The sequence below is a fragment of the Hominifimenecus sp. rT4P-3 genome, from assembly GCF_051055405.1.
Taxonomy (GTDB): domain Bacteria; phylum Bacillota; class Clostridia; order Lachnospirales; family Lachnospiraceae; genus Pseudolachnospira.
In genome coordinates, this window is record NZ_CP167068.1 from 1,985,927 (window position 1) to 2,012,154 (window position 26,228).

General features: G+C 48.3%; 23 protein-coding genes and 1 pseudogene. 7 read left to right on the top strand and 17 right to left on the bottom strand.

Translation table 11 applies throughout. The features are described from left to right. Positions 1-6: 6 nt before the first annotated feature. The 11 genes from ACCC71_RS09265 to ACCC71_RS09315 all read right to left on the bottom strand — a co-directional run bounded on the left by ACCC71_RS09265 (position 7) and on the right by ACCC71_RS09315 (position 13,790). Positions 7-1,080, bottom strand: coding sequence for a DUF58 domain-containing protein (locus tag ACCC71_RS09265; protein ID WP_434309343.1), 1,074 nt, complete (start codon positions 1,078-1,080; stop codon positions 7-9). A 2-nt stretch (positions 1,081-1,082) separates the two neighbouring features. Next, positions 1,083-2,027, bottom strand: coding sequence for an AAA family ATPase (locus ACCC71_RS09270; RefSeq protein WP_434309344.1), 945 nt, complete (start codon positions 2,025-2,027; stop codon positions 1,083-1,085). 145 nt (positions 2,028-2,172) lie between these two features. Continuing rightward, positions 2,173-4,077, bottom strand: a complete 1,905-nt coding sequence (locus tag ACCC71_RS09275; RefSeq protein WP_434309345.1) for an ATP-dependent helicase — start codon at positions 4,075-4,077, stop codon at positions 2,173-2,175. After that, positions 4,053-5,522 (bottom strand): glutamate--tRNA ligase, encoded by a 1,470-nt coding sequence (gene gltX, locus ACCC71_RS09280; protein ID WP_434309346.1) that lies wholly within the window; start codon positions 5,520-5,522, stop codon positions 4,053-4,055. Before gltX ends, ACCC71_RS09275 begins: the two co-directional genes overlap by 25 nt. A 36-nt stretch (positions 5,523-5,558) precedes the next feature. Next, a complete protein-coding gene (locus tag ACCC71_RS09285) occupies positions 5,559-6,206 on the bottom strand; it encodes a lactate utilization protein (protein ID WP_434309347.1) in 648 nt (215 codons plus the stop codon). Positions 6,207-6,241: 35 nt separating this feature from the next. Then, positions 6,242-8,581, bottom strand: coding sequence for a hypothetical protein (locus tag ACCC71_RS09290; protein ID WP_434309348.1), 2,340 nt, complete (start codon positions 8,579-8,581; stop codon positions 6,242-6,244). 222 nt (positions 8,582-8,803) lie between these two features. Beyond that, the gene (locus tag ACCC71_RS09295) at positions 8,804-9,676 is read right to left on the bottom strand and encodes a sugar phosphate isomerase/epimerase family protein (protein WP_434309349.1); all 873 of its coding nucleotides are present in this window, start codon (positions 9,674-9,676) and stop codon (positions 8,804-8,806) included. A gap of 14 nt (positions 9,677-9,690) precedes the next feature. After that, positions 9,691-10,866, bottom strand: a complete 1,176-nt coding sequence (locus tag ACCC71_RS09300; protein ID WP_434309350.1) for a Gfo/Idh/MocA family protein — start codon at positions 10,864-10,866, stop codon at positions 9,691-9,693. An 11-nt stretch (positions 10,867-10,877) separates the two neighbouring features. Beyond that, positions 10,878-11,972 carry a TRAP transporter substrate-binding protein gene (locus ACCC71_RS09305; RefSeq protein ID WP_434309351.1) on the bottom strand — a complete coding sequence of 365 codons (1,095 nt, stop codon included), beginning with the start codon at positions 11,970-11,972 and terminating at the stop codon, positions 10,878-10,880. Positions 11,973-12,015: 43 nt separating this feature from the next. Next, positions 12,016-13,308 carry a TRAP transporter large permease gene (locus tag ACCC71_RS09310; protein WP_434309352.1) on the bottom strand — a complete coding sequence of 431 codons (1,293 nt, stop codon included), beginning with the start codon at positions 13,306-13,308 and terminating at the stop codon, positions 12,016-12,018. Next, positions 13,305-13,790, bottom strand: coding sequence for a TRAP transporter small permease (locus ACCC71_RS09315; protein WP_434309353.1), 486 nt, complete (start codon positions 13,788-13,790; stop codon positions 13,305-13,307). Before ACCC71_RS09315 ends, ACCC71_RS09310 begins: the two co-directional genes overlap by 4 nt. A gap of 220 nt (positions 13,791-14,010) precedes the next feature. Here ACCC71_RS09315 and ACCC71_RS09320 point away from each other — a divergent pair, with 220 nt between their 5' ends. The 4 genes and pseudogenes from ACCC71_RS09320 to ACCC71_RS09335 form a co-directional block, all read left to right on the top strand. Beyond that, on the top strand, positions 14,011-16,299 hold the full coding sequence (locus ACCC71_RS09320; protein ID WP_434309354.1) for a helix-turn-helix transcriptional regulator: 2,289 nt from the start codon (positions 14,011-14,013) through the stop codon (positions 16,297-16,299). A 142-nt stretch (positions 16,300-16,441) separates the two neighbouring features. After that, positions 16,442-17,212 carry a GTP pyrophosphokinase gene (locus tag ACCC71_RS09325; RefSeq protein WP_434309355.1) on the top strand — a complete coding sequence of 257 codons (771 nt, stop codon included), beginning with the start codon at positions 16,442-16,444 and terminating at the stop codon, positions 17,210-17,212. 23 nt (positions 17,213-17,235) lie between these two features. Beyond that, on the top strand, positions 17,236-17,520 hold the full coding sequence (locus ACCC71_RS09330; protein ID WP_434309356.1) for an ArsR/SmtB family transcription factor: 285 nt from the start codon (positions 17,236-17,238) through the stop codon (positions 17,518-17,520). Positions 17,521-17,590: 70 nt separating this feature from the next. Then, positions 17,591-18,097 (top strand): annotated as a pseudogene (locus ACCC71_RS09335) (sigma-70 family RNA polymerase sigma factor); the annotation flags it as partial. A gap of 232 nt (positions 18,098-18,329) precedes the next feature. On the opposite strand, the gene aroD reads toward ACCC71_RS09335, so the two are convergent. Beyond that, positions 18,330-19,097: a type I 3-dehydroquinate dehydratase gene (gene aroD / locus ACCC71_RS09340; protein WP_434309357.1), complete on the bottom strand. Its 768-nt coding sequence runs from the start codon at positions 19,095-19,097 to the stop codon at positions 18,330-18,332. A 215-nt stretch (positions 19,098-19,312) separates the two neighbouring features. On the opposite strand from aroD, the gene ACCC71_RS09345 reads away from it, so the two are divergent. The 3 genes from ACCC71_RS09345 (at position 19,313) to ACCC71_RS09355 (ending at position 21,723) form a co-directional block, all read left to right on the top strand. Beyond that, a complete protein-coding gene (locus ACCC71_RS09345; RefSeq protein ID WP_434309358.1) occupies positions 19,313-20,221 on the top strand; it encodes a LysR family transcriptional regulator in 909 nt (302 codons plus the stop codon). A 419-nt stretch (positions 20,222-20,640) separates the two neighbouring features. Next, a complete protein-coding gene (trhA, locus tag ACCC71_RS09350; RefSeq protein ID WP_434309359.1) occupies positions 20,641-21,291 on the top strand; it encodes a PAQR family membrane homeostasis protein TrhA in 651 nt (216 codons plus the stop codon). Between the two features lie 24 nt (positions 21,292-21,315). Beyond that, the gene (locus ACCC71_RS09355; protein WP_434309360.1) at positions 21,316-21,723 is read left to right on the top strand and encodes a hypothetical protein; all 408 of its coding nucleotides are present in this window, start codon (positions 21,316-21,318) and stop codon (positions 21,721-21,723) included. Positions 21,724-21,797: 74 nt separating this feature from the next. Here the strand turns inward: ACCC71_RS09355 and proC are convergent, their stop codons facing one another. The 5 genes from proC to ACCC71_RS09380 form a co-directional block, all read right to left on the bottom strand. Then, a complete protein-coding gene (proC, locus tag ACCC71_RS09360; protein ID WP_434309361.1) occupies positions 21,798-22,595 on the bottom strand; it encodes a pyrroline-5-carboxylate reductase in 798 nt (265 codons plus the stop codon). A 134-nt stretch (positions 22,596-22,729) separates the two neighbouring features. After that, the gene (gene scpB / locus ACCC71_RS09365) at positions 22,730-23,299 is read right to left on the bottom strand and encodes an SMC-Scp complex subunit ScpB (RefSeq protein ID WP_434309362.1); all 570 of its coding nucleotides are present in this window, start codon (positions 23,297-23,299) and stop codon (positions 22,730-22,732) included. Beyond that, positions 23,296-24,039 carry a segregation and condensation protein A gene (locus ACCC71_RS09370; protein ID WP_434309363.1) on the bottom strand — a complete coding sequence of 248 codons (744 nt, stop codon included), beginning with the start codon at positions 24,037-24,039 and terminating at the stop codon, positions 23,296-23,298. Before ACCC71_RS09370 ends, scpB begins: the two co-directional genes overlap by 4 nt. 4 nt (positions 24,040-24,043) lie before the next feature. Beyond that, positions 24,044-24,862, bottom strand: coding sequence for a metallophosphoesterase (locus tag ACCC71_RS09375; protein WP_434309364.1), 819 nt, complete (start codon positions 24,860-24,862; stop codon positions 24,044-24,046). Positions 24,863-25,004: 142 nt separating this feature from the next. Next, a complete protein-coding gene (locus ACCC71_RS09380) occupies positions 25,005-26,183 on the bottom strand; it encodes a D-alanyl-D-alanine carboxypeptidase family protein (RefSeq protein WP_434309365.1) in 1,179 nt (392 codons plus the stop codon). Positions 26,184-26,228: the final 45 nt, after the last annotated feature.

Here is a 26,228-nt window from a genome sequence, read left to right on the forward strand (position 1 = left end):
TCCTTTTTAGACTTCTAATCCACAGTGGGCCAGGCTTTCTTTTATATCGTCAAAAGACAGCGTTCCTACTCGCTCTTCTCCATACCATAGCTCCATTCCCAAGGTCAGCCGAAGAATTCCGGCATACTTTGCCGCCCGTCCTTCCGCATGACAGAGTTCCCAAAGATCGACGGATTCCTCATACAATTCCGCTTCCATCAACTGCTCCGCCGTCTCTAACACCTGTTCTGATTCCTCAATTCGATAAATGGCAAAAGACTTCTGCTCCGGAAGATACCAGCCAATCTCATGACAGCATCCCTCCCATGCTATCGCATGGCTGATGGAAAGCGCCGCTGTCAAATAGGCGTTGCTTTGCTCCATCGTGATATCGGAAGTTCGGTGAAGATCCAAAAGAAAGAGCACTCGCGGGATTACCGCTAAACTTAATTCCTTTACCATCCACTCTTCCGACCGGGCCGATAGTTTCCAATGTACTCGCTGCAATCGGTCGCCTGGCTGATATTCCCGCAGGCCAAACACCTCCGCCGGATCTTCCCCTGGTTTTTCTTTTGAAAAAATTTCTCCATCTGCCCGGAAGGACCAGGTTCTTCCGCTGACAGAAAGTTCCACCGGGACCAAATCCGGCACCCTGCGGAACGTTCTGCTAAAATTTACCCGTTTCTTTACAGAAAATAGTCCCAGATAATCCCGTAGCCGCAAACGGTCAATCTGAATTTCGCTTCGCCCACAGGGAAGCTGCTCCGGCTGAAACACGAGCTCCTGACGGTGTCTTCCACTTACCGTTACATTCCGCCGAAACGTCCGCACGGTTTTACTCCAAGGATGATGGAGCACGATTCGGACAGATAAGTTTAAAAAGGGCAAAATGCCTTTATTTTCTATGACAAACCGAACCGTACCTCCTGCTTCCTCCCACCGCCCTCTCAATCCGGCAGCCTGAAACCAAAGCAGAAGCAATTGAAAAAGCGGGAAAAGCAATTCCAGTAAAAGCAGCAGCAAAAAAACCCTTGCCGCATACATAATCAACAGATAAAAGGTTCCCGCTATCAGGAACAGATAGACAATTCTGCGTTTCATGCTCAACGCCCCCGCAGAGTTGGTCCAGGAACCTGCTTTAGGATTTCTCCCATGATATCAGGAACAGTCACATGAGAAGCCTTGGCGCGCGGAGAAAGAATCAAGCGGTGCCTTGCCACATCGGGAAACAAGGCGGCCACATCTTCCGGCAGCACATAATCTCTACCGCTTAGATACGCCGACGCTTTCGCCATTCGGCAAAGGGCCAAGGAACCTCTTGGGCTTAGCCCCAGGGCCAGATAGGGATGTTCCCTGGTCGCTTTTGCCAAAGACGTAATATATTTTAAAATGGCATCGTGCACAAAAATCTGCTCTACCTGCCGCTGCATGAAAAGAAGGTCGTCCGCGTTTGCCACCGGATTTACCAATTCCAATGGATTCCCCTGCTGGCGCCCTTTTAAGATCTGCATTTCATTTTCCTGGGAAGGATAGCCGACCGTCAGGCAAATGCAAAAGCGATCCAGCTGAGAATCCGGCAAAAGCTGGGTTCCGGCAGAGCCCACTGGGTTCTGCGTGGCGATAACCGTAAAAGGATTCGGCACTGGATGCGTCCTTCCCTCCAACGTCACCTGCCCTTCTTCCATCACTTCCAAAAGAGCGGACTGGGTTTTGGGAGAGGTTCGATTGATCTCATCCGCCAGAAACAGCTGGCACATCACCGGCCCCGGCTGATATCGAAATTGTCCCCGTTCTTTTTCGTAAAGATAAAAACCGGTCACATCGGAAGGCAGCACATCCGGCGTAAACTGCATCCGGCTGTAAGAAAGGCGCATCGCACCCGCAAAGGCCAACGCCATCGTCGTCTTTCCCACTCCCGGAATATCGTCGATCAAAATGTGGCCTCCCGCCAACATGGCGGCAAGAAGTTTTTGAATACAGGCATCCTTTCCCTGGATGACCTGCTTCACCTGCCCGATGATCTCCCAAGCCTTCTGATATCCGTCCATCCCATACCTCCATCTGCTGTCAACGAATGTAGGAATGCTTCCGGCATTCCCCTGGCGGCGTGGAGGAAACCGGCTGATAAGCTTCCTTTCCGCACGTCTGATATCATCTTAACACAGCTAAGGCTTCTATTTTCTTACAAAATTCCTACAATTTTCTTGATTCCTCAAAGCCAGACCCTGCCCCGCTTCGGTTCCCGCCTCCGCCTTCCGCCAGACGAACGGCTTTGCTGCCGAAAAGTTCTGTTACAAAGCGAGATGCGGGCAATTCTTTGTGATAATGTTCCTTTGTCCAGTATACATGTAAATATTGCTTCGCCCTGGTCGCCGCCACATAAAAGAGCCGGCGTTCTTCCTCCAGATCCGCTTTTCCAGCCGTTTTTTTGTAAGGGGTGATCCCCTCATTGGCGTCCAAAATATATACCACCTGATATTCCAGGCCTTTGGCGCTGTGCATCGTCGAAACCGCAATTCCCCCAGAATTTTTCCGCTCCGTTTTCTGCTCTTTCAGTTCCCGCGTATAGTCTCGGATATGCCCCATCCACTCTTGCAGGTTCCGAAACGGCCTGGACGCTTCCTGCAGCTCGTCCAACACGTCGAAAATCTCCTCCGGCTGCATGCGCCGATACTCCGCATATTCCTTTAAGTAGTCTTCATAGCCGACGCTCTTTCGTAAATAGGTGATCGCAGCAAATGGCGTCATCTTCCCAATCGCCGAAAGATCATATTCCAGCCGCTCCAACTTATCGATCATCCAGTCTTTGCTCTGGTAATATTTCTTCAACTGCTGCATGTCCACTTCCGGTTCCTGGAAAGCCGCCCGGTGCACATAGCGTTTCGGCCGGTTGATAATCCGCAGAAAATCCCCCCGCCTTCGGCTTCCATGGGCGATCAAAAGATACGTCAAAATATCGCCCGAAATCCAATGCTCATACAAATTTGGCACCACATCCCGCATGGAAAAAGGAAGGTTCATCCGCAATAACTGCTCCACAATCCCCCTGGGATTCTGGTTCGTCCGAAACAAAAGCGCCATCTCCTCATAGGGAATGCCTTGCCGATGATAGTCCTGAAGTTCTTTTACGACCGACCGCCCTTCCTCCGCCGGATTGCAAAACGCTTTTCCAATCAATTTTCCTCCCGGAGAAGCCGCCGCGGAAAGCTGCTTTAAAAATCTGGTTTCATTGTGCATCACCAATTGGCTGGCCGCCTGAACGATTTCCGGCCGGGAACGGTAATTGACAGAAAGCAAAATCCTTTTTGCCGCTGGATAATCCTTGGGAAATCCAAGCATAATCTCCGGCTTTGCGCCGCGAAACCGGTAAATCGACTGGTCGTCGTCTCCCACAATAAAAAGATTGTTCTCCGGAGCCGCCAGCATACGGATGACCTCATACTGGATTCGATTGATATCCTGAAACTCATCGATCAAGATATACTGATATTTTTTCTGCCAGACCGCTAATATATCCGGCCGCGCCCGCAGCAATTCATCGCAAAGCCGCAGCATATCGTCGAAATCAATCAGCCCTGCTTCCCGCAGCTTCCTCTCGTATCCGCGGTAGATTGCCTGGAATACATCCTCCGGGCAATGGTTGGAGTAATAGTGCTCCAGATCGATCCGGTCTCCCTTGACCCGGCTGATTTCATTGGAAATCTCCGAAAGAAATTCCGCCTCGTCTTCCACTTGCGGGCGCACTTCTGCCAGAACCTGGCGCATCAGCTCTTGCTTTTTTTCCGGCCGCAAAATATGGCTTCCATTATAATGATAGGCAATTTTTAGGATTTTGAAAAAGACAGCATGAAAGGTGCCGAAAGAAACCGTTGTCGTATCCTCCCCGATCAGGCGCAGGAACCGCTCTTTCATTTCATCGGCAGCCGCTTTGGTAAATGTGATAACAAGAATTCGTGACGGGTCCACGCCGCGCTCCGCGATCAGCGTCCGAACCCGATGAGTAATAACCGTTGTCTTTCCGGAGCCTGGGCCAGCCAAAATTAAGGCCGGCCCCTCTCCAAAACGAATCGCTTCTAATTGGGATTTATGGAATGGCATAACTTCTCAATTCCTATACGAATACGGCGGATGCTCTCCTCTTTTCCGAGAATCTCCATGATCTCATAAGCGCCGCCCGGCGTCATCTGCTTGCCAGAAACCGCGGTACGAAGAGGCCAAAGCGCTTGTCCGTTCTTGATTCCCTTTTCCTCCACATAGGCGGCCACCATCTCCTGCACCTGCTCATGGCCGGTGTCCGGGAGAGCTTCGATGCGGGGCAGCAATTCCTGAAGCGCGGTCAGGGAATTTTCCGAGTTGGTTTTCATCTTCTTGTGGGTGTACATGGCCACATCGTAATCCGGAAGCTCCTCAAAAAAGTCGATGGGTTCCGCAATATCCGGAAATACTTCAATCCTGGTTTTCATCAAATCTGCAATGGCTTTCTGATCCACATCCCGTTTCACCACAGACTCCACGATCGGAAGCGCTTTCGCATAATATTCCTCCTGCTCCATCGCCTTGATGTATTCGCCGTTCATCCAGCGGAGTTTCTGTATGTCAAATACCGCCGGAGATTTGCTGATATGACGGTAATCAAATACCTTCACCAGTTCCTCCAAAGAATAGATCTCCCGATTCTCCTCCGGGCTCCATCCGAGAAGGGCGACAAAGTTCACCACCGCCTCATTGAGGAATCCCTGCTCGATCAAGTCTTCATAGGAGGAATGGCCGCTTCTCTTCGATAGCTTTTTATGCTCCTTATCCGTGATCAGCGGGCAGTGCACATATACCGGTTCTTCCCAGCCAAAGGCCTCGTACAGGCGGGTATATTTGGGGGAGGAAGACAGATATTCGTTTCCCCGTACCACATGGGTAATTCCCATCAGATGGTCGTCCACCACATTGGCAAAGTTGTAGGTGGGATATCCATCCGATTTGATCAAAATCATATCGTCCAGCTCTGTATTCGGCACGGTAATGCTGCCATAAATCTCATCGTGGAAGGTGGTCGTCCCTTCCCTTGGAATATTCTGCCGAATTACATAAGGCTCGCCGGCGGCAAGTTTTGCCTCCACTTCCTCTTTGGAAAGCCCCAGGCAATGCTTGTCGTAAATGGCAATTTCTTTTCCCTCGATGGTCTGACGCAGAGATTCCAGACGCTCTTTATCGCAGAAACAATAGTACGCCTCCCCTTTTTCGATCAGCTTTTTGGCGTATTCCAAATAAAGGCCCTTTGCCTGGCGTTCGCTTTGTACGTACGGCCCCACTCCGCCGTCCTGATCCGGTCCTTCGTCATGAACAAGCCCTGTCGCTTTCAGGGTCCGGTAAATGATATCCAGCGCTTCCGGCACAAACCGTTCCTGGTCGGTATCTTCAATCCGCAGGATAAAATCTCCGCCCTCATGTTTCGCAATCAGATACGCATAAAGCGCCGTCCGCAGGTTTCCCACATGCATCCGGCCCGTGGGGCTCGGCGCAAATCGAGTTCTTATTTTATTTGCCATGGAATTTGTTCCTCCGTTTGTTCTTATTCTATTTCTTTAAAGCCCAAGATCCTCTCCTACCAAAATGACCTTCACCCGATGGGGAATGCTGTTCCGGCGCATCTCCACAATCTGGGAGCACATGCAGTCCGGCGCATTGCAGTCGTGACAAAAGCCGGTTTTCGCACAGGGAAGTTTTAGTTCTCGGCGCAGTCCGTTGTTGGGTGCGGCATACGTCCTGGCACGCGCTCTGGCGGCTTCCGCATCCCGGCATATTTTATTCATGCCGACTACCAGAATCACGCTCTTCGGCCCAAAGGCAATGGCGGCAATCCGATTTCCCGTCCCATCGATATTGATCATGGCGCCGTCCTCGCTCATCGCGTTTACGCTGGACAGAAAGACGTCGCAGGTCAATGCCTCCCGCATCAAAGAAAACAGTTCTTCCTGAGAGTCCGCCTGCAGGATATCGATCACGGAATATCCGGCTTGTCTGATCTTTTCCATCACGCCGATTTCATTCAGCGTTACTGAATCCCCCCGGGAAACCGTCGCATGTTCCGGAATCAACGATAAAACGGTTTCCGACGCCTCCTGGGCTGTTTCACAAAAATACCCGTCAAATCCACGTTTCTTTAACGCCTCTATCACAGCCGGAGCCATTCTTTTATATCGTTCCCTTATGATCTTCGTACGTGTGTCCATATTTTCCCTTCATTCTACGATATTTCTCAGCAAATTCAAGTCCTTTTCTTATAAATCATGGTTCCAAGAAAGCTTATGCCAGCTAACAGCAAAAGAGCCGACCAGCCCGTCAGATCCCTGGTATCGCCGGACTTCGGGATCGTAGTCGTATTTTTATTTTGATCGCTTTCCGCCGGGTTATCTTGAATCGCATCCGTTGGTCTGTCTATTTGGGGTATATCTTTTACCGGTATCTTCATACTTTCTATATCGGTAATTTCTACGGTTCCTGCCGCGTCTGCAAAGAACATCCCACAGCTGCATTGATAATATTCTTTGTTTCCAGGAATCGCCTCTGTGGCCGGTTTTGCGTCTACCTTGCTAAGGGTATGGCCGGTTGCCGGAATAATGGTTCCCGCCTGGATAGTCTTGCCGCAACCCATACAGTAGATATCGCCCGTATAGCCTTCCTTTGTACAGGCGGCTGACTTTGCTCCTCTCACTTCGGTATTCCCGCCATGATGGGACGGGTCAATCTCCCCATAACCGTTGCCGCAAACCGTACAAACCGCTTTAGAGTGGCAAGTGGCCACACCTCCGGTATGCGTTTCCGGGATATCTGTTTCGCATATCAGACAGCGAAAATAGTGACTCTCCTGATCGGCGCGGCTGCTGGAATCCGCCGTCCGATGAGGATGGACGACGTCCGGATATTCCGCCAGCAGGCCATCGCTTAGATAGACCTGCTTGCCGTAGAGCCGTTCCGGTAAAAGGACGCTTCCATCAGTAATAGCCGTTATCACCGCATATTCGGCCTCCATTTTATAGTAGGCTAACACATGATCCAAAGGGCGCGCGGCCTCCATCACATCCCTCGCAGTCTCCGGACAATAGATCGTCGCAGGTCTATCGAATGGAAAGGCATACGCCTCGATCGCCAACACCGATTCTGGAATATGGATGGATTCCACTTCTCGAAACATATCAAAGGCATACCGCGGGATTTTTGTAACGCCGTTTCCTATGATAATATGTTTTACCTGTCTTTCAAAATCATACCATTCCACCGAATGGAGGGTATCATTCTCCAAGTCTTTATAAATAACGAGCGTTGTATCCTCCAGAACATATGGGGGCATTTCCGTTTCGCCGCACACGGTGCAGGCCGAACCGGAAAAAGAATGGATCTCCCGAATTACTTTTCCGCATCCACGGATGCATTCCTTTTTGTGCCGCGCCGCTCCGTCTGTTATCCATTCTCCGTAGATATGCTCACAAATCGGCAGAATGGTAACGCCCTCTTCTATTCCGCTGCCGGACAGATTGTTTTCCGCATCGGAATTATTAATCTTACCCCCGCCTGTTATGATTCCATGGTTGATGATCGTACCGCTATTTATAATTTCCACATTTTCAGGGATATCGAGCGTTATGCCCTTAGGAATCACGAGGGTCTTCCCCGCTGGTATTGTCATATCCGACGTCAGATGGATGGTTCCCTTGGCAGAATCGCTGGAAACCGTTGTGTTTACTTCGAGCCATTGGTTGGTGCTCACATTCGCATCACCGCTTATCCGAAGCGTTCCCTGCGAAGCAGCGCCCTTTCCTCCGCCAATATTTCCGTTACAGACAACCGTTCCGCCGGTTATCATAATCTCACCGCCGTCACCAGCGCCTCCGTTTACCGAGGGATACGAGGACGCGCCTCCTCCGCCAATGGCAGCTCCATTTCCTGCCGCAGTTGCCGTAACCACTCCGCCGGTTATGGTAATTCTTCCATTGCCTTTGCCGCTCCCGGTACCTCCGCCAATGGCCGCACCATTCCCCGCATGGTGGTATTCCACAACGGCATCGATGATCCCACCGTTTATAGTGATCGTTCCACTTTGCGCTCCGATATTTCCACCGATAGCCGCTCCGGTTCCCGCTGAGCTCAAAGAAGAGCTGCGGGCTGTCGCACGGAGCGTACCGGTTCCGTCAATGGTCAGGGAAGTTCCTTTTGGCACACGGACAGCCGCCTCTTCCGGACCCCCTTTTAATGTATTTACCGTATTCTCTTTCAGATGAATTACCGCTGACGCACCCTGGCGAAGAAGAATCGCCGGTCCCGACCAATTATCCGGTCTTTCACAAACATAATTGTCTAAGGTGATTTCAACGTTCGCCGCATCCGCTTCAATCTCAAGAGCATAGCCGGTTCCGGAAACCGTTATTTTTGCTTCCGACTTCACCACAATGCAATCACCCTTTACTTCATAATCTTCCGAGCGATCTGTCGTAATGGTAAAAGAATCGCTGATTTCATATGCCTCTGCAAAAACGGTTGTGGAAAGAAGAAACGCCAATAAACAAAGGAATGCCAACATCCATTTTACTGCTTTTCGTCTTATATTCATAATATCTCAATTCCCATACGTTTTATTGATTTCTATTCATAAAAAGAAACGAAGGCCGAAATCATTTTAGCATAGAAAATCTGGATTTTCAATAGAACAAGCCCTTGCAGTTTCCAGCAAAAACTCACCAGATTTCAGCTAACACCAGAAACATCATAAAAAGCAGAAACCGCCACTCGGCTAAGTGACGGTTTCTAAGACTTTGTTTTAGCAATTCTTCTTTTACATTCTTTCTCTCATCCCCATAGCGCAGAGATTTTCATAATCGGTTTGCAGGACTTCCAGTTCGCTTCTTCCATACAGGTAATCCTGTTCCAGAAACATGTACTCCGCTCCGATTTCATCGGCGGCCGCAATCATCCCAGGGATGTTTAGATTTCCCTCTCCTGCCTCTGCAAACTGTACCACCTCCGTCAAGATCCGGCGGGGATGCTCCGGCGTATAGTAGCGTTTGAGGAAATCGTCGGTCAGCGGCGCAATCCGGTAATCCTTCAGATGGCAGATACTGACCCGGCCGTCCCGGCCAAATTCCCGCAGGATATCCTCCGTGCAAAACCCTCCTGCCTGCACCCAATAGGAGCAGATCTCAAATTTCATCGTATCCGTGACATCCCGCATGATACGAAGGCCGATCTTTCCACGGTGCTTGGCAAATTCAAAGTTGTGGGCGTGATAAGAATAATCAATCCCATCTTCCTTCAGCTTCCTCGCCGCCGCGTCAAACTTTCCGGCATAGCCAAGAATTCCTTCTTCTGTCCCGAACTCGCTGGTGCCGTAAAGGAAGGTGCGGGCATGACGGCAGTTCAACTCCCGGCAGGCTTCCACAAACTCCTCATAGTTTTCCTGCAGATTCATCTTTGGATTGCCTCCCAGCAAATCCTTCATCGGCTCAATATCCACGGAAACCGCGGCGATCTCAATGCCAAAGTCCGCCATACACCGCTTCAGAATCTGCACGTTTTCCCGGTTTAAATCAAACTGCGACAGTTCCATATAATGGTATCCCATCTCCGAAACCTTCCGCATGGTTTCATAGATGCCAAACTCCTGGATCGTCTCTTTGAGCAGAGGCGTATTGACTCCAATTTTTACCACAGTCCTCTCCCTTTCTAAAAATAAATTTTCCGTCCCTCTTCCGCCGACTGATAAGCCGCATACATAACTTTCACCGCATCATAGGCCAAGTCAAATCCGGATAGGGGTTCCCGCCCTTCTGCCACGCACTCTAAAAAATCCTGAAACTCTCCGATATAACCACGGATCACATCATCTGCGGCAAAGGGCTTGTTCCAGCCTGTTTTGGTGGAGAGACCAAAGCCTAACTCCATCCCTTCTAAGCCCCTCTCATCCGGCAGATAGGTCTGAAGGATATCCGCCGGTGTCATATTGCAGACAAAATTGGCATCGTTACAGTATAACTCCACATAATTTTTCGCGCCGCCCAGGCAGACGTCCGTAGCAATCACCAAGGCTTTTGTTCCATCGGAAAAACCTACGCTTACAGACGCGATGTCCTCCACATCCTGCGGCCGGATTGGAATATGCCGATGTTCTTCTTCCGTAAGGCTGGGAGTCACGGTGCTCATGTCCGCCGAGACGCTGACGATCTCGATCTTTTCCCCGCGGGCTTTCGCTTCCACGCTCTTTAGCCAAAGCATCCCCGTCAAAGGATGGCACCCTACCCGAACCAAAGAGCCGCCTCCGGTTTTATCCCATCGTCCCGCCATGACTGAGCTGGATCCATTCAGGCTTTCCTCCCCTTTCATGAACAAAATACGGCTTTTTCTCTTTTCGATCATCTGCGCTGCCATGACCATCGGAGGACAATAGACGAAATTCTCCGCATACATAAACCGGCCTTTTCCCGCCTCTACAACTTTCCGCAGCTGATCCATATCTTTTAAGACCGTTTCCAGCATATGAGACTTAGAAACCCGAAGGCCAATGGGAGCAGGATCTTCCTTGCCGCCAAAATACCCGGTCAAAGGCTTTTCACAGATCACATGCTTTCCGGCCTTCATGGCCTTCTCAATCATTTCCCCGTGGAGAACCGGCGGCGTGACAATATCAATGATATCGATCTTTGGATCCCGGAGAAGCTCTTCATAATCCGTCGTCACTCCGGGAATTCCAAATTGGGCGGCCATCTGTTCTGCTCTGGGGCGGTCTACATCCGAGATCATACGGATCTCAAAAGGAATTTTTCCCACTTTTTCATAAGCGGTCAGGTGAAGCCAGGAGGCATATCCAGCCCCAATGATTCCAATTCCAATTTTTTTCTCCAACCATCTACCCCCTATTTTCCTACCGCTTTCAAAGCCAGATCCACCAGTTCATCTCCGACGCTGGCCCGGACAATATCATAGCTTTCCGCTGCCACCGCATCCAGTTTTGCATAAAACTCCTCCGATGGAGTGATAAATTCCAAACCCTGGCCTTTCAGGAATTCTACGGAATCCGCTTCCATATCCGCGGCATTTTGGTAGGTGAACGCATCCACTTCCTCACAGACATCCAGAATCAGCTGCTGATCTTCCGCCGACAGGCTGTTGAAGAATTCCAGATTCATCAACTGCTCGCAGAAAAACAGCTTGTGATTGGTTTCTACGATGTACTTTTGCTGTTCCTGAAGATTGTATCCGATCATTACGCTCAGCGGATTCTCCTGAGCCTCCACCAGCCCCTGCTGCAGAGCGATATAAACTTCGCCAATGGAGATCGGCGTCGGACTGGCTTTTAAAGCGCCCCAGAACGCCATCGGAATATCGCTCTCCATCAGCCGCAATTTTAAACCTTCGATGTCCTCTACTTTCTCTACTTTTTTATTGGAGCTCAGCACACGGTAGGCCGCCGGTACGCAGGAAAGCAATTTTATATTTCCTTCCTCCGAGACTTTTTCAAGAGCAGTCCGGAATTCCCCTCCCTTTTCCACGGCTTTTTTGGCATTTTCCCGGCTGTCAAACAAGCGCTGCATCTCAAAGACGCCGTAGGGTGCATAGTAAACAGGCGTCATATCGCCGCTGATCATGGTGATCGTTCCGTCAATCAAGCCGGACGCCAACTCCGAGGTATTGCCCAAGCTTCCATTGGGGTACAGGCGAACCTGAAATCTTCCCTCCGATTTTTCTTCCAAGATCTCTTTAAACTTTTTCGCCGTCATATCGATCATGGAGCCTTCGGCATCGCAATAAGCGTAGACGATCTGCCGCGCTTCCGCCTCCCCGCCGCTTTCTGCGGGAGCCGTTCCGCTTTCTTTCCCTGCAGGTGCTGATGTCTCCTCTTTTGCAGCCGTCTCTTTTGGGGACGTTTCTGTCCCGGAGGTACCGCATGCAGCCATCATCGTTGCCGCCAACGTAAGCGCCAGAAGCTTAGAAACCATGTTTTTCTTCATAAAATTTTCTCCTTATTTTTTCTTTTCTGTTTTTCTGCGATCTTTAACTGCCGCCAAGCAACAGGCTAATCGCTGGAATATAGGTGATCATGATAAGCGCCAAGATAAAGAATAGTAAAAAAGGAATGGCTTTCTTTCCAATCTGTATCGACGGAATCTTTGTGATGGCCGCCGCCACAAACAAATTGGTTCCAAAAGGCGGACTGACCAGCCCGATGGCCAAATTGACTACCATAATGATGCCAAAATGCACGGCGTCCACCCCCAATGCCTTTGCCGCCGGCAAGAATAACGGGGCAAGAATTGCCAGCGCAGGGCCGGTATCCATAAACATCCCGATCACCAGCAAAACCAAATTTAGCACCAGCAAGAACAAATATTTATTTCCAAACGCCTGATTGAGAAATTCCGATAGAAGCTGCGGCGCATCCAACAAGGTGATTACCCGGCTGAACGCATTGGCGAAGGCCAGCAGACCGATAATCGCCGCATAGTTGGCAACGGAACCACGCATAAAGTTCAGAATATCCCGCCATCTCGATGTCCGGTAGATCACAATGCTGACAAACAGGGCGTAAAAAACAGAAATGCACGCCGCTTCCGTGGGAGTGACGATTCCTCCGTAGATGCCTCCCAAAATGATAACCGGCGTCAGCAGCGCCCAAAAGCCTTCTTTTAGAACCCGAAATGTCCCACGTTCTTTTAAGGCATGATAATTTTCCGCCACCCGCGCTTTATCTTCTCCCGCCCGTCTGCAGTAGAGATACGCGTAAGCCATCAAAGCCACAGCGATCAGGATTCCCGGCAGTACGCCTGCGGTAAACAATGCGCCTACGGAGACGCCTGTGGCGACGCCGTACACCACGAAAGGAATACTGGGAGGAATAATCACGCCCAATCCTCCTGCCGTTGCAACCAAAGCGGTGGAAAATACTTTGTCATATCCCAGTCCCACCAAAATGGGAATACACATCCCGCCTACCGCCGCCGTTGTCGCTGGGCCGGAGCCGGAAATCGCTCCGTAAAACAGACAGGTAATAATCACCGCGCAAGGGATCCCCGCGGTTCTTTTTCCAACCAACAGGGCAAAAATATCGAAAAGCTTCTTCGAGATCCCGCCTTTCGCCATGATATCCCCGGAGAGCATAAATAAGGGAATCGCGATGATCGGCGTGGAATCCAGCCCTCCGACAATGGAGCGGAGAACATAGGAAATATTTCCGGCAAACCCTGGATCCAGAAAAGTCGGCAGGACGGAAACAGTCCCCAAGGCAGCCAAAATCGGAAAGGCCAACAGCAACATCAGTAAAAAGGAGATTAAGACGATTATTATCATGACGCATCCCTCCTTTTTTTCACCGCCAAAAACAACTTTTGCGCCAAACGCAGGCTAGCCAGTCCTAAACCTAAGGTCAGGGAAAAGTAAAGCACGTAGTACGGCAGATGTAATGCCGGGCTAAATTGCCCCTGCTTCGCTGTCGCCTCCAACAAGGATGTGGATTTTATAAACAGAAACCCAAACAGCGCCAGCAGAAAAACATCTAAAATCTTTCCCCAAAGCTTCCGTGCTTTTTCCGGAAGCAGCAAAATCAAAGCGTCCATCCGAAGCAGCGTATCCTTCTTGGCGCAGAAAGCGACTCCAATCAATCCAGAATAAATAAAGCAATAGCGGCATAGCTCTTCCGCCCAGCTTAGCGGCGATTGAATGAAATAACGCATAATCACCTGCAGCATCATGACAATACAGATGACGCCAAGCAGAAAAACCATCAAGGCTTCCTCCAAATGATCATCTAACCATTTTATGAGTTTTCTCATAGAACCTCCCTTCTATCTTTCTGTATTCGGGACTGTGCACATCCACAATTGCATCATAAGGGAGAAAAACAGGCAAGTAAAGTGTCAATTCCCTCCCTTTATTTTGATTTTCCGGCGCTCCGGTTAAAGTTTGGGACTTTCGTTAAAAATTGGTTCTCGGTTCCTTTTGTTATTTATTTTGCCACATGCTATAATCAAAAAAGGGAAGGGAGGTCATCCTATGCACGCAAAAAGCAAGTATCTTCGAATCTATCATAAGAACAGTTTGCTGGTTCGAATCTTTATCACCTTGGCTATTTTTTTCTTATTGATGATTTTGCTTCTTGGCGGATTTCTGCTCTATTCCAGCAATCAGAATTTGAAAGATCGATATGTCGCTTCCAATGAACGGCTATTGCGTCAAACCAGCCAATCCTTGAATCTGATCCTGGAAAATGAATCCACCAAACTAAATTCCCTGCTTTATAATAAGGATGTCATTCGCGGGGTCATTGCCCGCCGTCAGATGAACTATGAAAAAACGCTGGCTTTAATCAGCCAACTCGCTTCCGCTGTAAGCACCCAAAAGCTGATTCACTATGCCGGATATTTTGTTGTAAAACCCAATATTTTTTATGATTCCCGAAACAATATTACCACGATGGAACATTCTCCCTTGGCGGATATCCTTCTCCCCTACTATGAAGATCCGTCTCTGGCAACCCAAATCACCGTAAACGAAATTCCAACGGATGTCCTGACGACTGCCCAATCCCTTTATTTAATACAATCTTATCCCGATATCACATCCGAATCCTTTGCCTATTTGATTTTTGAAATCCATTTAGACGCCTTATACGAGGCGATTCAGACCAGTCAATCTTCCTCCGACTTTCTGCTATATAATGCCCAGGGACACTTTGTCTTAGGGCAGAACAAAGGGACTCTGGAATCAGAACTTATTCAAGAGGCGGCAAACGGAGCCGATGATTTTGGATTGCTTTCCGACCAATCGACCTTTTATTACCGGGATTCTCATGGTTGGCTTTATTTCTATACGACTCCGCCGATTCCCCGCTTCCTTTCCCTGTCGCAGGAAATTACGCCTCCGTTGATCTTTTTTTTCATCATCATCCTGGCCGTCAGCATTTTCGGCAGTTTCTATATCTCCCTGATGGTATATCACCCCATTTTAACGTTATTAGACCATCTTTCTTTGCAGAGAGCGCCTCTTCTCCCGGCAAAAGCCAGAAATGAGGTGGATTATCTGAATCAGGCTTATTCCTCGATGCTTACCCATCAACAGGAAATCGAAGAACTCCTGCCGGCCCTTCAGTCTTCCCTGCACGAAAAACTTTTCCTCGACTTGCTCCGCGACGCGGAACTTTGTCCTACGGACCTGGAACACCGTCTGCAGCTTTTGCAGAGCCCGTTTCAGCTTCAAAATTATTACGGCATTTTTCTGATCAAGCTGATCCCCAACGATCCGAACGCTTCGTCAGAGATTTCCTTGGAGTTAGTCTATCTGCGAATCGTTCAGCGGATCCACGCCTTTGTCGGGAAACAGGCGACCGTATTCCCCATCCGTCAAAAACCGTCTCTCCTGGTGACCGTATGCTCCTTTTCCCCCAAATCCAGCGACACGCAGATTCATATGATGTTGGAAAATTTGCGGGAACACCTGAAAAATCCCGTCATAGAAGACGGCGTCCAAAAGGTGATCGGCTACGGCAGTTTTCATTTTGATCTTCTTCATCTGAAACAGGCCTTCCATAGCGCGGAAGAAAATTTGAATATCAACCAGTATTATCAGAACGCATCCTTTGAGCCGGTTCTGGTTCCAGGCGCACCGCTTCCAGAGCAAGAGCATCTCTCCGCCCATTTCATCAATGAAGCAAAGAAAATTATGGAGGAAATCGGTCAGATAGAAATTAGCCAAACGAAAGAGGACACTCACCGGTGGATTGAGGATGTCACCCTGTATGATATGAAACTGGAACATGCCCGCCCTTTGTTTCAGTTTCTCATCCATTTATACCGGGAGCACTTGCTTCACCTCGCGCCACAGTTAGGAAAAGAACAAGAATCCTTACCAGGCGAACAGGAATTAAAGTCCTTTTCTTCCCTGCAGGAAGCGGCCGCATATACGGACAGCACCTGCAAACAATGTCTCCGGATTTTAGAAAAATATTATCAGACCAACTCCTACCGCCAAATGGAACGGTTAAAATCGTATCTTCTGATCCATTATAAAGATCCGAATTTGTCGCTGGAAGCTGCGGCGGATTATCTGGGAATCCATACAGCTTCTCTAAGCCGTATGTTTAAAAACCATACCAATTGCAATTTCTGGGAATACGTAAACAAGCTGCGCGTAAAAAAGGCAAAAGAATTGCTGGAAGATACGGATCTTCCCATCCAGGAGATCGGCTTTGTGACCGGATTTAACAGTAAGTCCACGTTTTTCCGTGTATTTCGGAAGTACACGGATCAAACTCCTGGTCAATACCGGCAAAATCTTCCGGTTTAAGAAATTCATTCTCCGTTTATCCTTTGTTCATTTCCATTTTCTTGCTTTTTTTATCGGACATTGTTATACTATTACATATATTTTCCGTTGACAGAAGCACAATTTTCCCTTGTCAACGGAAGTAGCATTTATGGAGGATACCATGTCTGATCTACCGAAGAAAACATCTCCTGAACCACTTCAGGTCTACGACGATACCGACATCACTGAAATTGTAGAAAATGCTTCACTCTTTCTGGACCGGGCGGTTCAGTATCAGGAACTGATGATGATGTACGACTGCGCCATACGGGAAGTCCGCACGAAACTGGAAATCCTAAATTCCGAATTTTCCGTCCGCTACCAGAGAAACCCGATCGAATTCATCAGCAGCCGCATCAAAAAGCCGGTCAGTATCGTTCGTAAGATGAAACAACGCGCTCTTCCGCTTTCTTTTTCCTCTTTGGAAGAAAATTTAAATGATATTGCCGGAATCCGGGTCATCTGCTCTTTTATCGACGATATCTATGCCATTGCCGATATGCTAATCAATCAAGACGATATTACGTTGATTGCAAGAAAAGACTATATTCGTTCCCCGAAGGAAAATGGATATCGCAGCCTACACTTGATCGTAGAAGTCCCCGTCTTTTTTTCCGATCATAAACGGAAAATGCGGGTGGAAGTCCAGATTCGCACGATTGCTATGGATTTTTGGGCCAGCCTGGAGCACCAACTGAAATATAAGAAATCCATTGCCGACGAAGAAAAAATTATTCAGGAGTTGCGGGAATGTGCGGAAACAATCGCGGCTACCGATGCTCGGATGCTTTCGATACGCAACAGGATTCAAAATTCATCAGAACAAGCCGAGGGGCAGGAAGATGATCCCATCGCCCACTACGAAAAAATCCAAATCCCGCTCCCTATGTAATTTCGCTGATGAAAGGAGTTTTTATGCCCACCGACGACGAACTATACTATTTGGCTGAATTATTTAAAATATTTGGCGATCAAACTCGAATCAAAATCCTCTATACCCTTCTGGACGGCGAAATGTGCGTACAGGATATTGCCGACAGTATTGGCATGTCCCAAAGCTCCATCTCCCATCAGCTTCGGGTCCTAAAACAAAGCCAGCTGGTCAAATTCCGGAGAGACGGACGGACCATTTACTACATGTTGGCCGACCAACATGTCTGCACGATTATGAATCAAGGGTTAGAGCATATCCAGGAATAAAGCTATTATCAAGGGTTTGGGGATCGTTCCGATACGAAAAGACATCGGAACGATCCCCAAACATTTTCTCTCTCCCATGCTCATGCCAATGATTATCGGGGAAATCCGCCGTTATCTGCGGGACAATAACAGCATCCGGGTTTCTCGTTCTCTTCGCGATATCGCTTACAAGGCGATTTCCACCAAAGAACAGATGACCAAACAAAACCTAAAAGAACCTTCTTTAAGTGAAATTGCAGAAGAAATCGGGATTGACAAGGAAGAAATCACTCAAGCTCTCGATGCGATTCAAAGCCCGGTCAGCCTGTATGAGCCGGTTTATACGGAGGGCGGCGACGCTTTGTATGTGATGGATCAAATCAGCGATAAGAAAAACCGGGAAGACAACTGGGTGGAAAATATTTCTCTCAGCGAAGCCATGCGCCGTCTGCCGGAAAGAGAAAAAAATATCGTGCATCTGCGCTTTTTTGAAGGGAAAACCCAGATGGAGGTGGCGGAGGAAATCCATATTTCCCAGGCGCAGGTCAGCCGCCTGGAAAAAAACGCGTTGAATACGATGAAAAATTATTTAGCATAGAACAAAGAATTTCGCTTTGCGAAATTCTCCGCCTGCGGCGGGGCAGCTTTGCTGCCATCTTCCCTTCCGCCGCAGTGCGATCCATAGCGGAGCGTTTTATTATTTCATAGGAAATTCCGACGGAATTTCCTATGAAATAATAAAAAGACTGCCCGGCGGTGAGGAAGAAGTTACCGCCGGGCAGTCTTTTCATGTTATGGTTAGATATATACGAAGTAACTTTCTTCGTCGATTAAGCAAGCAGCTTCCAGAGTTCGTTTACGATGGCAACCGGAATCTGTCCCGGCGCGCTGGCAGCCTTGCCAACTACGAAGCTCATATCGGAGCCGTACAGGTCGCCAATCACACGGGAAATCTTTCCAACTTCGCCCATGGACATGGTGATCATCGGCAGATCTACCGCTTCAGTTCTTGCACGGTAAGTCGCCTTCATCAGCGTCATTACATCCAGGAAATCCTTCGGCATTACAGCCAATTTCGGAATGTCTGCGCCAAGCTCTTTCTCTTCGATCAGCTTGTTGTAGATGAACTCTTCCGAAGGGGTATCTTTGAAGTTATGGAAGGACAGAATCAGCTTAGAACCAGCAGCTACTACTTCAGCCTTTACCGCATCGATAAATTCTTTTTCATTGCAAGCTTCAATGTCAATAATATCCGCATATCCGGTAGACAGAGCAGCTTTGATCGTAGCCAGTCTTACATCCTGGGCATACTCTTTCGCGCCGCCTTCGCATACATGACGGAAGGTGAAGATGACCGGGATGTTATTCAGGTACTGGCCGATCTCCTCTAAGGACTCTTTTACATACTGAGCATCCCCAGCCTTATCATAGTAATCTACACGCCACTCAATAACATCCGGATTCAGAGCAGCAACCATCTTCGTCTCTTCAACCAACGCTTCTCTGGTAGCCGGAATCATCGGAATGCAGGCCAGATTCTTATCACCGCCAAAAACTTTTCCTCTTACATCCAATTTTACTTTGCTTTCTAATCTCATGTTCCGAATCTCCTTTGCAAGTTTAGAAATATAGAAATTTTACTTATTTATTTGTACCATAAATGAGACAAATAGTCCAATGATTTTCTCAAATGATTGCTCGGATTTTTTTTCATATATTGATTTTTTTTCATTGTTTTCATGGATTTCCCTCATAAATTCTGCTTGAATTAATGGCTGTCAGGCATTATGATAGAAAAGACGGAGGTGCCTCTATGAATCTACAACAGCTTTACTATTTTAAAACCATCGCCGATTTGGAACATTACACGAAAGCGTCTCAACAGCTAAATATTTCTCAGTCCAGCCTTAGTCATTCGATTACGGATCTGGAAAAAGAACTGGGCGTTTCTCTCTTTATCCGCCAGGGGCGCAACGTAAAACTGACCAGCTGCGGCGCTTTTTTTCTGGATTACGTCACCCGTTCGCTGGATATTCTCGATGAAGGCCGCTCCCGTCTTTCTGATTTTATCAGCCCGGAGACCGGAAGGATCTCGCTCAGCTTCCTAAGCTCTTTAAGCGGCTTTGTTCCCTTTCTTATCTCTCGTTTTTTCCAAAAAACGGGGAAAGTGCAGAATCATTTCCGCTTTGATCAGGTATCGACCCACACGATTGAGGAATATTTACTCCTGGGGAAGACGGATCTGGCTTTTACTACGCCTTTTGAACAGGAAGAAATTGAATCGGTAAAAATCGGAAGTCATCAGACCATCTTAGTGGTTCCGAAAAACCACCCCCTCGCCAGCCGGAAATCCGTAAACTTGACGACGCTGCAAGGAGAGACTTTCATCACGTATCATCCGCAGTGCCAGATCCGCGGCTATATTGATCAAGTATTCCAAAGTGTCGACCTAACTCCAAAAATCTCTTTTGAAGGGTTTCACGATTCTGTCATTCTTGGCGCCGTCGCAGCGGGACTTGGAATCGCGCTGATGCCGGAAGCCGCTGCGGAATCTTCCCATTACGCTACGGCGGCCTTGGCCATCGAAAATGATATCCCAGTTCGGGATATTCATATCGCCTGGGTAAAGGATCGGTATATGACGCCGGCTGTAAAGAACTTCCGGGATTTTGTTATCAACAGCGGGCAGCTGCTGGAAGATTATAAAAAACAGCGGATATAAGTCCGCTCTCTCACGTTCATCAAACGGCCACATTCCAGTGACGATACCCTCACAATTCTGTTGTACATCGAAAGAAATGAAAATCAGAAAATGTAGTCGAGCAGAATAGAGAAACTCAATTGCCCTCATTGATTGAATCTTCTTTTCAATCAATGAGGGCAATTTCATTATGGTTATTGTACCCTCCTGTATCCTCTTACCGCTGGTCTGCCTTTTTTCTGATATAGTTTAGGCATCAAATCCGATACCTTCTCCTACAGAAACCTTTTAACACCTGAATTTTAATATCAAAAAAATTCTATTTTTTTCCTCCTTGGTATTGATTTTTCTTTTTACATGTTGTAATATATGTATATCTGATACATAGTTTTTAATACTATATTATAGAGTATTTTTATTTTAATCAAGGAGGTTTCTTTATGAGATCTAGTATGAAAGACCCTGGAAGCGCCATCACGCACTTTATCGGTATGGTTGCCGCAGCCGTCTCCGCACTGCCGCTTTTGATCAAAGCCGCCAGAGACGCCGGCCCGGTACAGGTCGCCTCTCTCTCCATTTTTATTTGCAGCATGGTTTTGCTTTATGCTGCCAGTACTACCTACCACGCTCTAGACATTTCCACGAAAGTAAACCGGATTCTTCGCAAAATCGACCATATGGCTATTTTTGTTCTCATTGCCGGCACCTATACGCCTGTCTGTCTTTGCGTCTTACCCAGGCCTTTAGGCATTTATCTTTGTCTGTTGGTTTGGGGAATTGCCCTCGCTGGAATTTTAATCAAGGCATTTTGGATTACCTGCCCGAAATGGTTTTCCTCTATTCTCTATATCGCGATGGGCTGGGTTTGCCTGCTGGCCTTCCGGGAACTTCTGGAACTGCTCTCCCCGTCCGCTTTTGCCTGGCTTTTGGCAGGCGGTGTCATTTATACCGTTGGCGGCGTTATTTACGCCTTGAAACTTCCATTTTTCAACTCCAAGCATCCGGACTTCGGCTCCCATGAAATTTTCCATCTGTTCGTAATGGGAGGCAGCATCTGCCATTATATTATGATGTATCAATTTATCGCTTGAATTTTAAACGTAGGAGGCATTTTGATGAACGTTCAATTTTACCAATCTATAGACGATACGCTGCTGACACGTACTGCTGTTGTGGCGAGAAAAAATAATCAATGGGTTTTCTGCAAAAGTGAAGAAACCTATGGCGTCCCCTCTGGTCCTAGGGCTCCTAAAGAAAGTATTCTTGATGCGGCAAGCCGGACTTTGAAGGAAAAAATCGGCCCGTCGGATTTCACGCTCATTCCCGTGTGCGCTTACTCTATCGAAAAAAAGGATTCGACGGCCTATGGAATGCTCTATTTCGCCAAAATAGAAAGCTTTGACTGTGATAGGGAGAACATCACGCTTTTAGATCAGTTGCCGAATGTCTGGGCTGAGCCCCACGTCCAAATCCCTATCATCGAAAAAGTGAGACATACCGGCCTGATGCGGCTGGCCGGGTAGATTCTATCCTATGGTTTAGAATATGAAAAACGGGTCAAAAGAGGCTTATAAAAGCCTCTTTTGACCCGTTTTCTTTAAAACAAATCTTTCGACTTTTTCGTGCAGGCGCGCACCGCTTCAATCACCGCGCTGCGGTAATTGTGCTGTTCCAGCTCTAAAACCGCTTCAATGGCAATGCCGCCCGGCGAGCAAACCTGATCTTTCAGTTCTCCAGGATGGAGTCCGGAATCACGAACCATCTTTGCGCTGCCAAGCACCGACTGGGTGGCAAAACGGTACGCTACATCGCGGTGCATCCCATCGGCAACCGCCGCGTCCGCCATAGCCTCGATAAATAAGTATACCAAGGCCGGAGCGCTGCCGCCCACGCTTCCGACTACGTCCATCACCGATTCTTTTACCTCAATGGCCTCGCCGAACGCAGAGAGAAGCTTCATGATTTCTGCAAACTCCGCTTCCGTCACAAAGGAATTTTTACAGGCGCCAGTCACACCTTCTCCCACCATACAAGGCGTATTCGGCATGGTCCGAACAATCTTCACATCCCGTTCAAAGGTTTCTTCCACCCATTTCAACGTTTTTCCTGGTGCAACGGTTACGATCAATTGCTTTTCGATCTCATACCGGATCTCCGTAATCACATTTTTATAATCCTGGGGCTTAATCGCTAAAAATACGATATCCGCCTCCCGTACCACCGTACGATTGTCATGGGCAACCGTAATTCCCAACTCATTGTGAGCAGTCTCTAAGGTTTCCCACCGCAACGCGGAGGCAATCACATCTTCCGGCTGGCAAAGCCCCTTTGTGATGATCTGACGAATCATCGCCTTTGCCATGTTTCCACAACCAATAAATCCTAACTTCTTCATGTAACCCGTCTCTCTTTCTTTTAAACTTTGCTTTTCTTTTGAAAGCGTTTCTATTGTCATCTTGAACTGTGTACATTCAAGGGGCCACGCCCGGTTTGCTTGCTGCAGGTATGGCTCCACTCCCACCGTGTCCCCTACACAGTGACAGCGATTTCCTTGGTTTCCTCCGCCACTTCTTCCTGAATCTCCGCCAATTTTTCCGGATTAGGTACTGGAAGGTTTTCCAGAGAATCCAACTGAAACCGGCGAAGAAATTCTTCCGTGGTGGCAAACAGGATTGGCCGGCCGGGAGCGTTGAGTCTGCCGGCCTCACAGGCTAGTCCATATTCCACCAGTTTATTTACTGCGTGATCGGAACTTACCCCGCGAATCCGCTCGATTTCCTGCTTCGTAATCGGCTGCTTATAGGCGATAATCGCCAGTGTCTCCAACACTACGTCTGTGAGTACCGGTTTTTTCGGACGGGAAGCAATCCGAATCAGCGGTTCATAGCACTCCTGCTTGGTACACATCTGAAAACTATTTTCCAATCGGATAATTTTCAATCCGTGTTCTTCACTTTCATACTTTTCCATCAAGGATTCCACCAGGGATTCCACCATTGGCTCCGGCAAGTCCAAAGCTGCCGCCAAAGACTCTCGTTCCACTGGTTGTCCCATCGTAAATAATATCCCCTCGATCAAGGCCTCGTAATTCATTCTCATCCATTCCCTTCAATGATAATATCATCCCGCGTGCTGTCTTCCGTCAGGCGGATCTCTCCGGTCTTAATCATCTCCAGCACAGCTAAAAAGGTCACGACAATCTCTACCTTGGTAGCTCCTGCGTTCAGCAGCTGGCGAAAGGAATACCGGCCGCCTCGAACCACTCGCCTGCGCACGTCGGAAATTCGATCCCCGATCTGTATGGTTTCCCTCTCGATTTTTCCAAACTGACTCCGGACAGTATCTACTTTGTCTGCCTGCCTGCGCATCGTCTCGTCAAAAATGGCTTTGAGGCGCAGCATCGTCACATCCTTCAACAGCTCGTCCAAATCCACCGGCGGCCGATAGCAAGCCACCTCCTTCGGGATCGTAGGCTCCTTAAACTGCAAACGCTCGCTTCCAAAGCTCCGATCCTTCAATTCCATACTCATATATTTAAATTTTCGGTATTCCAGCAATCGCTCTACCAGTTCGGCTCTGGGATCTTCCTCTTCGCCATTCTCATCGACTTCCTTTGGCAAAAGCATTCTGGACTTAATGTCCAAAAGAGTTGCCGCCATCACCAAAAATTCACTGACTAAATCCAGATCCTCCTTGTCCATCTGGTTGACATACTCTAAATACTGAGCGGTAATCTCTACGATCGGAATATCATAGATATTGACCTTATTTTTATCAATCAGATGGAGCAATAGGTCTAAAGGCCCTTCAAATGCTTCCAGCTTTACTTCCAAATCCATGTTTTCATCCTCTGTGAGTAAGTTCGAGAAAAATCAACTCCGGCGGATTATTGATCCGCAGCGGAATCGTATGCGTTCCCAGCCCGGCGCTGACGATCATTCGTCTATTCTTCTTGACGAACATTCCTCTATCATATTTTGGAAACAACCGGCAGTAAGTAGAGATCACGCCTCCTGCAACTGGCAATCGTATCATCCCTCCATGGAAATGCCCCGCCAATGCAAGGTCCGCCCCCCAATCCCCGTATCCCTGGAAAAACTGTGGGGAGTGCGCCAGTAAAATCTGGAAATGCTGCTGATCCGCCTCTCCTGCCAACTTCCGGATTGCTGCGCCGGTCAGATGGGGGATTCGAATTTTCCGTTGATAGTAAGGCAGCGGCAATTCCAGACCAGTAATACGAACGCCTCTATCTCCATTCCCTAAAACCACAGAGCGGTTATCCAAAAAAATAATTCCCTCGTCTTCTAACTCCTGGCGAAACCGTTCAAAAGTCATGGAATGGCTGTCCACATTTTTCTTCCAGCGGGATTCATGATTTCCCATCCCATAATAAACGGGAAATTCCTTGGCCAGCGCAATCAGAAACTCCCGTGCTTTCCGGTAAGCCAGGCGGGCGCGGCAGCATTTTACATTTTCCACGACCATATCCCCAGCCAGGAGTACGCAGTTCGGTTGTTCCTGACGCAAAGCCGCCAAAAGACGGCTGTTTTTCTTTCCTACCTCACAGTCATGCAAATCTGCCAGGACTGCGATTCGGCAGCCGTTCATCTCCTCTGGGATCTTTTCAGAATCAACCAGATAACGTGAGATTCTCAGTCTCATACATTCCTCCAAGATCTTTCGTCGGAATTTCCTATCGAACAAGAGAAAAGTGAAAGCCAGGAGGGATAGCTTTACACCAAACAGGCCTTCACTTTTCCGAAAAATAGTATAACATATTTTAGGGGAGGTTGGCAACTTCTGTCTATAAAAGCCAATTGGCGGCAACTTTTTTCAAATAATCGAGGAATCCTGCCTCCTCAATGCCCTTTCCCGCCAAGATATCGACACTTCCGATCTCTTTGCCTCCCATTTGATAGCGAAGGGTTCCTACTACTTGCCCTTCTTCGATGGGCGCGCTAATATTCTCTGGCAATTCCAACTGCTTCTCAATGCCGCTGAAGTCTTCTCCCGTTGTGCTCAAATAGGAAAATTGCCCGCCTATTTTCAGAGGAAGGTTCTCTTCCACGCCCCCAGTCACCAAAAGTTCCGGCAGCTCCACACCTTCCGTATCCTGGTACAAACGGCAGGTAGAAAAACCATACTCTAAAAGAGTAATCGCATCCTTAAAGCGTACCTTGTAATCCGGAGCGGCCATCACCACTGCAATCAAATCCACGCCGTCTTTCCTGGCTGTAGCCGACACGCAGTATTTCGCGAGACCTGTGGAACCAGTCTTTAAGCCGGTGGCGTAGGTATACTGTTTCATCAATTTATTTGTGTTAGCCAGGCCAAATTCACTGCTGCCGCGAGCCGTCACATGGGTAATATTTTCCATCCAGATCGAAGTATAGTTAAAAATATCCGGATATTTCGTAATCAGTTCCCTGGACATCAAAGCCACATCTCTAGCTGTTGTCATATGGCCGTCGATGTCTAGCCCACAGCAGTTGACGAAGGAAGTATTGGCCATGCCAAGTCCCGCCGCCCTTTCATTCATCTTTTCTACGAAAGCCGTCTCGCTTCCCCAGACAAACTCCGCCATGGCTACACAGGCGTCGTTAGCGCTCGCCACAGAGATACATTTGATCATGGTATCAACGGTCTGCTCTTCGCCTTCCTCCAGGAAAACCTGACTGCCTCCCATGGAAGCCGCGTATTCGCTCACACGCACAACATCGTCCTTTTGAATCTTGCCTTCCGCTAAAGCGTCATAGATCAGAATCAACGTCATAATTTTCGTGATGCTTGCCGGGTGAAGAATCTGATCCGCATTATTTTCATAGATGATGGTCCCTGTGGACGCCTCCATCAAAATTACCGAAGGCGCTGATACGGAAATCTTCCCTCCCGATTCCGCCTCTGGCTCCGCCCACACGGCGGCCGGCGATACAAACAGCAAAAAGAAGGCCATTAAGGCGCAAAGCAAACGTTTTTTCTTCATAAAAGTATCCCAATGCTTTTTTACTATTGTAATGCGAAAGGGACA